The sequence below is a fragment of the Sodaliphilus sp. genome (genome assembly GCF_045598405.1).
In the GTDB taxonomy this organism is placed as follows: Bacteria; Bacteroidota; Bacteroidia; order Bacteroidales; family Muribaculaceae; genus Sodaliphilus; species Sodaliphilus limicaballi.
On record NZ_JAZLLZ010000141.1, the window covers coordinates 1 to 13,624 of the forward strand.

The following is a 13,624-nucleotide window of genomic DNA, read 5'->3' on the forward strand; positions in this document are numbered from 1 at the left end:
ATCTGTTGCTCTTTTCATCAGTACGGTTTGTCATATACTTCCATCTGTGTAACTGCGGTTTTTTGATATTGTAACTACAAACTTTTTTTGCACGATACAGCAATGGAACTCCCCGCGCTGATCTCAATGAATTTTTTTAAATGAAAATATATTAACAACTCAACTTTAGCATTTCATAATAAATATTGCTAATTTATTGTCCGGCAGGACAATACCTGAATAACCCGCACCGCCGAACGAAGTGGGGGTGGGGGTATAGTATCAACAAGCAGATGCGTCCAGTAGGACGCTAATCGGAGCAAATAGGTGAAATTCATATTGTTCCATATGCTAAAGTTGAGTTAACAATGATAGGCTAAAAGCCACCACGCAGGTAATGTCCTAGCGGACATATATTGTTGTAACAAATTTTCTGCATTTATCTGATGAAGTGCATTGGTGTCCAGGGCTCGCGTTCGGGAGCGTCGGACGTTTCAATGCCATGCATCTTTTTGAGCGTCCATGCCATGTTGTTGGCAAGCGTGCGCATTGTCTGCATACCTTCCATGTCCAGAGATGCCTGGCCCTCTTCAAGGCCGTAGGCTATGTTCCAGTACTGAGAACCGATGAGTGGCATGTTGCACATCTGGAATGGCATCTGGAGTGTCTGGAATGCGGCAGTAGCTCCACCTCTACGGCAGATAGTGACGGCTGCTGCTGGCTTACCCTGGAAGTTTGCGCCGCCGGCATAAAGCATTCTTTGTTGCAAGCATAGCAGTTGTCCTGCGGGCTGTCCCCAATATACGGGGGAGCCGAGGATGATGGCATCACATTCGGCCATCTTATTGATCACCTCGTTGGTGATGTCTTGATCGCCAAAGACGCAGCGGCAATCAGCATTTGCTTTGCATTGGTTGCAAGCGATGCAACCACGGATGGGTTTGTTGCCTATCCACACTATCTCGCTCTCTATCCCCTGCTTCTCTAATTGCTGAGCTATCTCGTTGAGAGCTATATTTGTGTTGCCCTTCTGACGTGGGCTTCCGTTGATAACTAATACTTTCATTGTTTTATTTCTTATTGTGTTATAATTCAATTTTCCCGACCGTCTTTCAGCACTTATAGAGTGCTCTTGAACAGAATTACAGCTTAGTACCACAAACTGCACCCAAAAAATGCAAAAAACGACAAAAATTGCACTAAAATAATGCAGAATTACCAAATAGACTCGTGAAATGTCGCAAATTCTGCGACGTTTTGGCGCTAAAACGACGGGAATGTAATAAATCTGCCATCCAAGGAGCCGTGGATGGTAGATTCGATTTGCTTCTGTCCTTTCTTGCGGCCACTGGTCACAAAGGTCATGCCGTCAATTTGGAAATCGGAGATAGATGAGCCAGCGATGACTGGTTGCTTTTCAAGTTATTCTATCTTTCTCTTATACATATCGTTACACATTTTCCACCCGAGTTTTTGTGCAAAGTTACATGATTTCTTTAAAAAACAAGCATTTCATCACGTGGAAAATGTTTTTTTTGTGGGCTATTCTTTTTTGAGTTGTTGCACTACGTTGGCTATTTGTTGTTCGTGCTCGGGGGTGTAGCCGCGGTTTTGCTTGAGGTAGTTGCGCACGGTCTCGATGCTTTTTGCCAGTTCGGGTGCCTGTGCGGTGCCTGCCTCGCGTGCCAGCGGCAGGATGCGGCTCTCCACGATGAAGTTGGCATCGCAGCTGGTGAGGTAGTTGGCGGCATCGTCGATTGCTGCTTGTGCCATGTGCCGCTCGGTGTCGGCAGGGGCGTCTTTGCCTGCCCACTTAACGTCGTCGATGCACCACTTGCCGCGCTCGTGCTTCATCACCAGGGTATAGGCAATCTGGTGGCTGGCGTCGGTGTAGGTCATGTCCACGTTCACGCTGTCGGTGCCTATGTGTATTGAGTCGATGGCGTGGGTGTAGTCGTCGTTCTGTGTGTGGCATGTCCAGTCAAAGGAGTCGTAGGCCAGGTTGTCGCGGTTGCCCAGGGTCATGTGGCGCGCCTCGTCCATGATTGACAGGAAGTCCTTGCTCATGATTTTGTCCCACTCGTTGCTCGCGGTCATGGCGGTGACCAGGTTGCGCATCTCGTCGTCGGTAGTGGGAACGATCGACGGTTCGGCGGGGTGAACGGGGGTTGTGCTGGGGGTGCTGTTGCCGCACGATGAAAGCAGTGTGATGACTGCGAGTATCGAAAAGATGTAATGTTTCATAAGGGATAATTGTAATTTTAGTGCAAAAATAGTGAAGATTGTGCAAATGGACCTCAAAATATTGCGTTTTTTTTCATAAATCAAGGTATTGCACCTCATTGTAACCTTTATGTCACAAATATTCACTACCTTTGCACCGTGAAAAGAAAATTAGAAAAAAGATAAGAGTGTATTAAAAACATTGTTGTCTGGTAAAGAAGGAAAATAAATAATTTTGAATTTTATGCTTCGCCTAGAAAATGGCTTGCTCCGCAAGCAAAATGGAATTACCACCTTGACAGGGATTTATTATTTTGTGGACTGAGTCCACCATTTTCTAGCCATAAAAATAAAAAATCATTTTCTTTTTTGTCCCTGATAAGCCCCGTCTATGTCATAGTACCATATCTAACGGGTGGTGACATTGGTTTTTACCAGGCAACTATAATTAAAAATCTATTATTATGGCAAGAAAAGACAAACTTAAATCATTGAAGATTGAGCGTCGCGAGTTTCATGACGCTGTGATCAACTTCTACAACACCAGCGAGAACACCCCTTTCAATTACAAGCAGGTCTCGAGCGCGGTGGGCGCGGCTACCCCCAAGCAGCGTGCTCTCATCGTCGATATACTGGAACAACTGGCTGTGGACGGATTCCTCGTTGAGGTGGATGCAGGCCGTTTCAAGGCTGCTAACCGTTCGATGGTGGCCGAGGGCCGCTTCATACGCCGCAGCAACGGCAAGAACAGCGTGGACATAGGCAGCGAGGACGGCAACCCCATCATGGTGGCCGAGCGCAACTCGATGCATGCCCTCAACGGCGACAAGGTGATGGTACACATCAGCGCCGCGCGCCACGGCATGGAGCCCGAGGCCGAGGTGATTAAGATTCTGGAACGCAAGGAACAGGTGTTTGTGGGCACGCTGCATGTGCAGAAGTACTATGCCGTGCTCGTGAGCGACACCAAGTTCCTGGCTACTGACATATTCATTCCGCTCGACCGCCTCAAGGGCGGCAAGACCGGCGACAAGGTGGTGGTGCGCATTGTGGACTGGCCCGAGGACGCCAACACCCCAATAGGCGAGGTGGAAGACGTGCTGGGCAATGCCGGCGAGAACAATGCTGAGATCCACGCCATCTTGGCAGAGTTCGGCTTGCCTTACAAGTATCCTGAAAACGTGGAGCGCGCAGCCGGGCGCATCAGTGACGGCATCACCCCCGAGGAGGTGGAGCGCCGCCGCGACCTGCGTGGCGTGACCACTTTCACCATCGACCCGCGCGATGCCAAGGACTTTGACGACGCCCTGTCGATAGAGAAACTTCCCAACGGCAACTGGGAGGTGGGCGTGCACATTGCCGATGTGACCCACTACGTCAAGCCCGACACCGTGATCGACCGCGAGGCTTACAGCCGCGCCACGTCGGTCTATCTGGTTGACCGCACCATACCCATGCTCCCCGAGCGCCTGTGCAACAACATCTGCTCGCTGCGCCCCGACGAGGACAAACTCACCCACTCGGTGATGTTTGAGCTCACCCCCGACGCGGTGATCAAGGGCTATGAGATATGCCACACCGTGACTCGCAGCGTGCGCCGCTTTGCCTATGAAGAGGCACAAGAGGTTATCGAGACTGGCAAGGGCGACCTCGCCCAGGAAATCCTCACGCTGCACGGCATGGCGCAGGAGTTGCGTCGCCGCCGCTTCGATGACGGTGGCAGCGTGGCGTTCAACCGCAGCGAGAAGAAATTTGAAATCGACGAGCAGGGCCATCCCGTGGCAGTGCACGAGCACGAGCAGAAAGAGGCCAACCAACTCATCGAGGAATTCATGCTCCTGGCCAACATGAAGGTGGCCGAGCACATAGGCAAGGTGGCGAAGGGCAAGACTGCCAAGGCATTCGTGTACCGAATCCACGATGTGCCCAACAGCGACAAACTCTCAAATTTTGCCGACATAGCAGCCCACTTCGGTTACAAAGTGAAGGTGACCGGCGACCCTCGTGAAATCAACAAGAGCATCAACCGACTGCTCGACCAGGTGGCTGGCAAGCCCGAGGAGCAGCTGCTCTCAATCCTCGCCATCCGATCGATGGCCAAGGCCGTGTATTCGAGCACTAACGTGGGCCACTACGGACTGGCGTTTGACTACTACACCCACTTCACATCGCCCATACGCCGTTACCCCGACATGATGGTGCACCGCCTGCTCGACCGCTATGCCAAGAAAGGCTCGCGCAGCGTGGATGTGGCCGACCTTGAAGATCAGTGCAAGCATGTGAGCGCGCAGGAGCAACTCGCAACCCAGGCCGAGCGTGCTTCAATCAAGTATAAGGAGGTTGAGTATATGGGCGACCGCCTGGGCGGCGTGTTTGAAGGCTACATCTCGGGCGTGACCGAGTGGGGCATCTATGTGGAGATCGACGAGACTCACTGCGAGGGACTTGTGGGCATACGCTCGCTCGATGACGACTTCTACGAATTTGACGAGAAGAACTACCTCATACGTGGCCGTCGCCGCAACCGCGTCTATCAGCTGGGCGACCCTGTCACAGTGCAGATTGCGCGCGCCGACCTCATCAAGAAGCAGCTCGACTTCGTGATGATCGACGACCGTCACCCCGCCTTCACCCACCGCATCGACAAGCAGCCCATCACCGAGCAGAACTCGGGCATCATGGCTCGCATCGCCAAGCAGGCCGACGCTGCCGACCGCAAGAGCAAGAAAAATGGCAGAGGCAACACCAGCCGCAACTACCACGACGGCGCAGGCAAGGGCTCGCGCAGCCGCAAGCACGGCAATCCCGCAGGAGCCACCCGCCGCGGCTCATCGTCCAAGAACAAAGGCAAACGCCGCCGCAGGTAAAAAAACGGTATAGCTTAGATAGGTCTATATAGCCTATATAGCCTATGTGACTTATGCGGCCTATGCCACAATATATAAAAAGCAACAACTACCAGAAACGGCAGTTGTTGCTTTTTTTAACACTAATTCCGAACAATTTTCCACTATTTATTAGTAAATTTGCAACATAGTGCAGTTATTGCCTGAAATAAGTTTAGGGACTTTGACAAACTCACTCACGAAACAAAACATAGAAAACAAATTTAGAATAAACAGATGAAGAAGGTTATTTTGACTGCGATTTTAGCCATCGCAACAATGATGTGTGTGAATGCACGCGAAGCCGACTATGACGGACAATGGGTCATGAGTGCCGACGGCCAGTACTACACTGCCGCCAACTTCAATGACGCCAACCTCGTGGCGGCTCTCCAGGACTATTTCCAGAACACTTACTACGTGAAGTACCCCGGGTGCACCGGCGACAACGTGATCCCCCTCGAAGCCGCCCAACCCATTTACAGGACAGACCGTTATCCCAATGTCGATACAGACCCTCGCTTTGTGAGAATCAGTCTCCAGAACAAGGGCATCAGCGACCTGCACGGACTGGGTATCCTCAAGTATTCCCTGTCAACGCTCGACATCACCGGCAACAACGTCTCAACCATTGACATGAGCGGTAACCTTGGCATCACTAGGGTTGTTGCTAACAATAATCCTGTGAGTACTGTCGATGTGCAAGGCTGTAGCGCTCTCCAGATTTTCTATCTTGAAAATGCTGCTACCAGCCCCAGCCCGCTCACCAGCCTAGACTTGACCGGCACTGCTGTTACCGACCTCAAGATTAGTTACAGCAATCTGTCAAGCGTCACATGCACGCCCACGTTGAAACTCTGCTACATCCGCTATGCTGCCAACCTCAAGGGCATCGATGTAACAGGCTGCCCCGACTTGAACACCCTCTCACTTACTGGTTGCGACATCACTGGTACAGTCAATGTGTCACAAAACCCAAAACTCGAGACGCTGTGGTGCAACGAAAATAAAAAGATAACAAGTCTGGACATCACCAACAATATCTTGCTGAGAGATTTACATGCCGACAACTGCGCAATCACAGGCGATGTGGACGTGTCAAAGAACAGCAACCTTTATACAGTCTATCTTAACAACAACAAAATCACAGGTCCTCTTGAGTTCAACAGCCCGATCTTGTATAGCGTATCCTGCGGTTATAATCCAAACTTGGGCGGTCTGTCTTTCACTGATTGCCGCAATCTTTACTCGGTCAATGCTAATTATTGTAACAACAACCCCTATATTACATTCACTGGTGAAACAGGAATAAAGCTACTCCATGTGCAGTATAATCAGAAGGTTACTTCTCTGGACCTGAGCACAGTGCCCCAGCTCACTAATCTAGTGTGTGACAACTGCGTTGAAATCAGAGAACTTGCGATAGAAAACTGTCCAAACCTTGTCCAGGTCATGTGCAGTTACACAAAAATCACAGAACTCGACATGAGCAAGAATACGAAACTCACCAATGTGCAGGCTCGACATTGCTCAGGGTTGACATCTCTTGACTTTAGTCACTTGAAGATGGAGTATGTGATGGTGGATTACTGCGACCTTTATACTCTGAAATTTGGCGACCTGAGCAAAATCCAGATTATTTATTTTGAAGAAAACAACCTCACTGCCGTGGACCTGAGCGGCATTCCCGCCACAAGGAACTTGTCATATTTCTCCTACAAAAACAACTGGGACTACTACCATTGCGGATATGCTGGTCAGCACAAGGGGAAAGACCTGCACTACATGCGCATAGGCGGCACAAGCCCAAAAACAGATGAACCCGATAACGCCGACCACCTGATGGACAACTTCTTTGTTAACAAGAACCAGTTCACGGTGTCGCGCGTGGTGAGCTGGGACAGCAATGTGACTCCTTATGTCGATGAGACTGCCGAGGAGAACGCCGGCATGAAAGCACCTGCACGCATCGCTGCTAGCGACGTGAACAGCGACTTCCTCCTCGTTGACGACATCAAACAAAAGTTCACTTACACCTACGACACTCATTGCCCCAACGAGAAATACCGTTACCTGCCATTTGCGATGCAACCCATCCCCAATAACGGTGTAGTTGACGGTATAGTCACTGCAATAGAAGACATCGCAACCGATGTTTACCCTGTTTCGACAGTTTACTACAACCTCGCCGGCCAGGCGAGCAGCACTCCCCACAAGGGTGTGAACATTGAGGTGACAACCATGAGCGACGGTGCAACATGCACCACCAAGTCTATGAAGTGATAGATAGGTCATAGCGCTAGTTCGCACAACAATACTGGCGATTCATACAATACCCGGCACATTATTCGGCGGAATGATGTGCCGGGTATTAATTTTGTGGCATGAAAGTTTAATGTCACAAAAAAAATGAATATTATGAAAAAGAAGTATTGGGTAGCAATAGTTATTGCATTAGTGTTGGCAGCGATAGTGGGACCTTATATGGGTGTGCGCACAAGCCACAATCCCGAGGTGCATGAGGGTGATGTCATATTCCAGACCTCGAAGTCTCGCCAGAGTCCTTTGATTGCAGCGGCAACGTTGTCGCCCATCACCCATTGCGGAGTCATCGTGATGAAGAACGGCAAGCCATATGTGCTTGAGGCTGGCGGGATAGTGAAGCTCACGCCGCTCGACAGGTTCATCGACCGCGGCCTGTGGGGCATGTACTGGGTCAAGCACCCCGAGCAGGGCGACGGCAACATGAAGCTGAAATACAGAAATGTGCTGGGCACGCCTTATGACCTGGCGTTTGACATGAACAACCGCAAGTATTATTGCAGCGAGCTGGTCTATGACCTGTATCTCAAGCAGTATAACACACAGTTGTGCGAGCCCACGCCCATCGGGTCGCGGCTCACGTGGGGCATGGGCGACGAGATGAAACGCCGCGGCATGGACCTCAAGTCGCTCGCAGTCTCGCCCAAAGACATTTTCTTCTCAAGCCATCTCGACTAACTGCCAGTCGCTCCGTCCGCGACTATACTGCAATGGGTGTGTCTCTCGCAGATTACGCAGATGGCGCAGATTTCACTCTACGAAAAAAAATAAAACAGATTGCTCTGAATTAACTGAAATAGAAAATATTTTAATTTTCTTTTGGTTATAATAAATTTAATCAGCGTCATCTGCGTGAGGCAGCCCCATTGCCCTATGTCCCATCCGTTCCCAAATTTTGTTAAAAAACTAAGTTCGTCCAGCAAAATGGAAGTTTTTTTGCCGAAAATTAAGTAACTTTGCGACAAGGTCGTTACAGGCCACAAAACGTTATCGACTCATGCCACATCTTTAGCGCAGGCAGATTCATGATCGTGTGTACTGCTTTAGATTGAGACGATGGTATAGAGTGGAAAAAAGTCAAATATTAAAAAAGTCAAACAAATAAAAATACAAACTACTAGTCATTGCCTATTGCATTGACAAAACGAAACAGAAACAAACGCGCGCCACTGCGACCATTATAAGGGGTCAGAGAGTGGCAGACATAATAACAAAATGCATTGACTATTATTTTGCGTTCACCTGAAAGCCTCGGAAACTTGTAAGGAAATAAGAACAGCCAAAATGATGGTTGGTATTCTCGGATAATGGGGATATCTTCCACAACTAAATGAGTAGTTAATGTCTATACCGTAAAGGTGTGGGCAAACGCTTCATAAGTTGTGGACAGGTTTCCAATCCGAGGCTACCTGGGTGAACGCTAGGAGAGTGTCTGCACCTTCTTTTTGTATTCACCTGCACCAACATGAGGAGTATCTCTTGCGTGATTTGATAGTTATGCTAATCAAACCATCTTTTTGTATGAGATACATCGGGAACAAGGCAAAACTTCTTCCTTTTTTGGAAGAGTTATTGCGCAAGCATAATTTATTGCATAAAGGCATGACTTTTTGTGACGCCTTTTGTGGTACGGCAACCGTAAGTGATTACTTTCAGAATGTATATAGAATTATTGCCAATGATTCACTTACTGCTTCATATTATATAGCAAAAGGGAAACTTTGTCGTATTCCCGCCTTTGAAAGACTCGGCATTGACCCTTTTACATATTTCAATGAAATAAATACTGATGATTACGTTGATGGCTTTTGCTACAACAATTTTGCGCCCTCGATTTCTGGAAGAATGTATTTCTCTGACGAGAATGCTAAGATGATAGATTTCATTAGAGATAGAATTGACGAGTGGTTTGAAAAAAAATCAATTAATGAAGCCGAAAAAGCATATTTGATAGCATCATTGCTTGAAAGTCTCAGTAAGGTCTCAAATGTGGCAGGTGTCTATAGTGCATTTTTGCGAATTTGGGATCCGAGAGCTGTCAAACGAATGATATTCTTTCCTGTTGAACGTACAAACAATCGTCCTGTCGCAGATAATATTTGCCATCTTGGGGATGTAAACAAATTTATTGCTCATGCTCAAGGAGATATTCTTTATCTGGATCCGCCTTATACACCTACTCAATACGTGAGCCAATACCATGTATTGGAAACAATTGCTTGTAATGACCATCCCATAACTCACGGAGTAGGTGCTCACAGAGATAATGGTGACCAAATTTCAAAGTGGTGCAAAAAAGAGTATGTTGGAAGTGAATTTGAGAAGTTAGTAGCAAAAGCGCCCTTTCGTTACATAATTCTTAGTTATAGCGATGCGGGAATTATGCCTAAGGAGTTTATAGAAAAGGTTTTGAAACGTTATTCTGTTGAAGGGTCATATGAATTCCATCAAATAGACTTTGTGAAATATAAGAGTGCTCGTGCTGTCAATAGAGAAATTGCCGACAACACCCGCGGCAAAAAGCATTTTGAATGGTTGTTCTTCATTGAGAAGAAAGCAATGCCCCTTTATATTTCGCCCTTAAATTATATTGGAGGCAAATATGAAGTCATACCTTTGATAAAAGAAAATATACCCAAAAACATACACACTTTCTACGATTTGTTTGGCGGTGGTGGTACGGTCTCCATCAACATATGGGCAGAGCGTGTAATATACAACGATATTAATCCTTTCGTAAAAGATTTATTGCAGACAATAGCTAATAATGATATAGGGGCTACTATTAAATATATTACCAAGACGATAAAAAAGTATGGGTTAGTTAAGGCAAACAAAGAAGCCTATTACAGATTTAGAGAGCATTATAATGGGGAAATTCCAGGAAGACGTAATCCTCTTGACTTGTTTTTGCTTATTTGCTTTGGTTTTGAACACCAGATACGTTTCAATTCAAAGTATGACTTTAACAATCCTTGTGGTAATTCCGGGTATAATAACGAATTGCAAGAAAAATTGATTTCTTACAATATGAGAGCCCAATCTATGCCTATTGAATATTATTCTAATAATTATCTTGATTGGGAAGCAAAGATTACAAATGATGATTTTGTCTATTGTGATCCTCCATACCTTATTTCGTGTGGAGCATACAATGATGGTAAGCGAGGGTTTAATGGATGGGATGAAGAACAAGAAGAGGAATTATTGCAGTTCCTTACTCGTTTGAACCAAAGAGGTGTTCGTTTTATGCTGTCTAATATGGTTGATCGCAATGGGATGGAGAACCATCCATTACGTGATTGGATTGTAAGAAACAACTTCCGGGTTATTCAGAGCCCAACAATCACAAAACGCAACAGGCAAAATCGACGAGAAATATTAATTCTCAATTATTAAGCATTATGAAAATCGTAGCTAAAATATTCTCAAGCAATTGGGAAACATACAAGAGGTTTTATAAGAAAGCTGTAAAACTTGCTTATAAGGAAGTGGGTATAACAATATCTGGTCAGGACATTGACTGTGAATTGGAGGATATACCTGGAGATACTATCCAAAAGCAACGCCACGCAAAGACAAAACACTCTCGAACCATTCGAGTATATGAAGATGGGATTGTTCGTTTTGTTATTGGGGTAACAAACACAAACTATGATGAAGATAAACGCATAGAAGCTGAAAATACAGGTGCAAAATATAAATATGGAGTTCATAATTTCCATTCAAATACTTACCTGAATCAAGGTATTAATAAGATATTGGATTGCTATTTTTCGTGTCAAGAAGATAATGCTGATGTTCAGATGTTTTTCTATCTTCTTGATCATAAACAGAGTTATTGTAGTAACTTGTCGAATATTTTGACATACAGAAAATTAGCAACAATAGGGTTTCCTGTTCTTAATATTAACGAGGTTGATTTCTCGGAGTGGAAGGACTTGGGTTTTTATTATACTGAAGGGGAAACTATTGCATATACATCATTTAATAAGTTTTGCAATGATATGGCGTATGTTGCATCTAGGAATAAGGGAAATGTACCTGCTTATGTGAAATGTATAGAAAGTGAAAACTGCGGAAACGAAGATACTCCTCAAATAGATAAATACATTTACACGTTCAAAGCTCTTGGGGCTGAGGCTTACGATTGCTTCCTTATAATGTGGACACTTATCATCCTTGCGAAACGAGAACGTAAACATTTGGAATTTCTTTTTGCACCAGAGAAATATGGTTTTAGGTTAGGACAAGAACATCCTCGTTTTACACAGGATATTCCGGTAACAATAACGGATTTATTCGGCAAAATAGGAATTGATGTTGAATATGAATCAACAGAAGAAGTACTTCAACAACTCGAGCGAGAAAGAAGTCAATACGAAAAGGCAAAAGCAGAGAAAAAACTCCGCAATCAAGAACTATTTCGTAATAATTTGCGTGCCAAAGGCATACAAACAAAATGTTACTTGTGTGGCTGCGAAGTCGAATCTATCTTGCAAGCGGCTCACTTGTGGGGAGTGGGGCAGATAAAACGAGCGTCTGCTCACAAGATTAATTTGGCTATTCAAGATGAAGCGATGGCAGGTGTAATTGATTCTGATAGCAAATACGCTAATGAGATGTTCTATAAACGCTATATGCTTGCAAATTCAGGTAGTAATGGAGTTTGGCTGTGTAGCAATCATCATGGTATGTTCGATGCTCATCACTTTGTTTTTAATTGTGAAACTGGTAAAGTCCTTCTAACTACTGATGCATTAGGAGAAAGCTACTTCAAGGCATTAACAAAGAATGATACACTCCCGAAGGAAGTACTAACACCACAAACAAAAGCATTTCTAAAATATGCAACAATGGAATAAAGACGGTGACTTTCGATTATTCCTTGGCAACTCAAAGGAACAGCTTGCAAGCTTAACGGAAAAAGTAGATATGATTTTTGCTGACCCTCCATACTTCTTGTCAACGGGGAATGGAACAGTAAAAATTGGTAATCGTTATGTTCGTTTTGACAAGGGCAAGTGGGATAGAGTGAGGTCAAAAGAAGACATATATAATTTCAATTACGAATGGTTATCACTTTGTCGCGAAAAACTAAAAGATTCTGGAACAATCTGGGTAAGTGGGACTTATCATAATATCTTTCAAGTTGCAAAATGTTTGATTGATTTGGAGTTTAAAATTTTGAACATGATTGTGTGGCAAAAATCCGACCCGCCAACTACTTTCACTAAACAGAGATTTAATTTCTCTGCCGAATACATAATTTGGGCTCGCAAATGTGAAAAAGTTCCCCATTTCTTTAACTATGACCTCTTGGAATGCATGAACAATGGGGTTCACATGCCTGACGTGTGGAAATTGCCAGCTCCTGGTCGTTGGGAAAAGACTTGTGGTAAGCATCCTACTCAAAAGCCTCTGCGGTTGCTTTATCGTATCATTCTTGCTTCTACCCGTGAGGGTGATATTATCCTCGATCCTTTTGCAGGAAGTTGCACGACTGGTATTGCGGCTAACTTGCTTGGGCGTAAGTTCGTGGGTATTGACCAAGATGAGAAGTATCTGCAATTAGGGATGCGACGTCGTGAAGAAATCAGCAACCCCGATGTGGCGCAGAAAATCTTTGAGCGTATGTCGGAGAACCCCGAAGAGGTGCAGGTAATTGTGAATCATGCTCGACCAGAATTGCTGAAGTTGATGATAGAGCAGGGCATTTGCTACTTGCGTGCTGGTGACTCAAAGGGTTCTATATTGGTTACGCCAGGATTTGAGCGAACAGGATATGTGCTTCTTCATTCTGGGGGGCAAAACTGTCATCTGTTTAAGTTGAAGCGGAAAGGGTGTTTCCAAATATGGACAAAGGAAACGCTTGAAAAACATGGTTTTTATCCAAAACATGCCTTGTATTATCAAGTATTTCATTTTGACAATTCCCAAGAAGTTCCTTTTACTCGTGAACCAAGGCTCTTGCAAGGACTCAACACTTACCGCTCCAAGATAAGACCTTTGTCGGATTTTATTGGCATACGATAAAACAGGAATCAAGCAGTAAGGATGCTGCGGATTTTTGATTAAGTAGGGATATTCAGAAAATAGTTAACTAATTGTTTGCCAGTGTCGTGAATATTTTGTAACTTTACAAAGAAACCCCCGATGGACCCGTCTCGGGCTAATTCGGGGGTAATTTCCTATTTTTCTTGTCGTGAAGTTAC

8 protein-coding genes are annotated in these 13,624 nt (G+C 45.5%); 6 read left to right on the forward strand and 2 right to left on the reverse strand.

What is annotated here, in order from left to right; genetic code table 11:
- Nucleotides 1-418: 418 nt before the first annotated feature.
- Nucleotides 419-1,045 carry a flavodoxin family protein gene (locus tag ACKI3C_RS09985; RefSeq protein WP_407404592.1) on the reverse strand — a complete coding sequence of 209 codons (627 nt, stop codon included), beginning with the start codon at nucleotides 1,043-1,045 and terminating at the stop codon, nucleotides 419-421.
- Between the two features lie 476 nt (nucleotides 1,046-1,521).
- The gene (locus ACKI3C_RS09990; RefSeq protein WP_407404594.1) at nucleotides 1,522-2,223 is read right to left on the reverse strand and encodes a DUF3828 domain-containing protein; all 702 of its coding nucleotides are present in this window, start codon (nucleotides 2,221-2,223) and stop codon (nucleotides 1,522-1,524) included.
- A 443-nt stretch (nucleotides 2,224-2,666) separates the two neighbouring features.
- Here ACKI3C_RS09990 and rnr point away from each other — a divergent pair, with 443 nt between their 5' ends.
- The 6 genes from rnr to ACKI3C_RS10020 all read left to right on the forward strand — a co-directional run bounded on the left by rnr (nucleotide 2,667) and on the right by ACKI3C_RS10020 (nucleotide 13,445).
- The gene (gene rnr / locus ACKI3C_RS09995; RefSeq protein ID WP_407404596.1) at nucleotides 2,667-5,069 is read left to right on the forward strand and encodes a ribonuclease R; all 2,403 of its coding nucleotides are present in this window, start codon (nucleotides 2,667-2,669) and stop codon (nucleotides 5,067-5,069) included.
- Between the two features lie 255 nt (nucleotides 5,070-5,324).
- Nucleotides 5,325-7,370 (forward strand): hypothetical protein, encoded by a 2,046-nt coding sequence (locus ACKI3C_RS10000; RefSeq protein ID WP_407404598.1) that lies wholly within the window; start codon nucleotides 5,325-5,327, stop codon nucleotides 7,368-7,370.
- Between the two features lie 135 nt (nucleotides 7,371-7,505).
- Nucleotides 7,506-8,087 carry a YiiX/YebB-like N1pC/P60 family cysteine hydrolase gene (locus ACKI3C_RS10005; protein ID WP_407404600.1) on the forward strand — a complete coding sequence of 194 codons (582 nt, stop codon included), beginning with the start codon at nucleotides 7,506-7,508 and terminating at the stop codon, nucleotides 8,085-8,087.
- Nucleotides 8,088-8,930: 843 nt separating this feature from the next.
- A complete protein-coding gene (locus tag ACKI3C_RS10010) occupies nucleotides 8,931-10,808 on the forward strand; it encodes a Dam family site-specific DNA-(adenine-N6)-methyltransferase (RefSeq protein ID WP_407404602.1) in 1,878 nt (625 codons plus the stop codon).
- Between the two features lie 5 nt (nucleotides 10,809-10,813).
- Nucleotides 10,814-12,274 (forward strand): HNH endonuclease, encoded by a 1,461-nt coding sequence (locus ACKI3C_RS10015; RefSeq protein ID WP_407404604.1) that lies wholly within the window; start codon nucleotides 10,814-10,816, stop codon nucleotides 12,272-12,274.
- Entirely contained in the window at nucleotides 12,258-13,445 is a 1,188-nt protein-coding gene (locus ACKI3C_RS10020) for a DNA-methyltransferase (protein ID WP_407404606.1), read from the forward strand. The genes ACKI3C_RS10015 and ACKI3C_RS10020 overlap by 17 nt, the downstream gene beginning before the upstream one ends.
- Nucleotides 13,446-13,624 lie beyond the last annotated feature (179 nt).

Excerpts from the sequence above, each read along its gene's own strand:
- ACKI3C_RS10005 (WP_407404600.1), top strand. The coding sequence starts at position 7,506 with ATGAAAAAGAAGTATTGGGTAGCAATAGTTATTGCATTAGTGTTGGCA.
- ACKI3C_RS09985 (WP_407404592.1), bottom strand. The coding sequence starts at position 1,045 with ATGAAAGTATTAGTTATCAACGGAAGCCCACGTCAGAAGGGCAACACA.
- ACKI3C_RS10015 (WP_407404604.1), top strand. The coding sequence starts at position 10,814 with ATGAAAATCGTAGCTAAAATATTCTCAAGCAATTGGGAAACATACAAG.
- ACKI3C_RS09990 (WP_407404594.1), bottom strand. The coding sequence starts at position 2,223 with ATGAAACATTACATCTTTTCGATACTCGCAGTCATCACACTGCTTTCA.
- ACKI3C_RS10010 (WP_407404602.1), top strand. The coding sequence starts at position 8,931 with ATGAGATACATCGGGAACAAGGCAAAACTTCTTCCTTTTTTGGAAGAG.
- rnr (WP_407404596.1), top strand. The coding sequence starts at position 2,667 with ATGGCAAGAAAAGACAAACTTAAATCATTGAAGATTGAGCGTCGCGAG.
- ACKI3C_RS10000 (WP_407404598.1), top strand. The coding sequence starts at position 5,325 with ATGAAGAAGGTTATTTTGACTGCGATTTTAGCCATCGCAACAATGATG.
- ACKI3C_RS10020 (WP_407404606.1), top strand. The coding sequence starts at position 12,258 with ATGCAACAATGGAATAAAGACGGTGACTTTCGATTATTCCTTGGCAAC.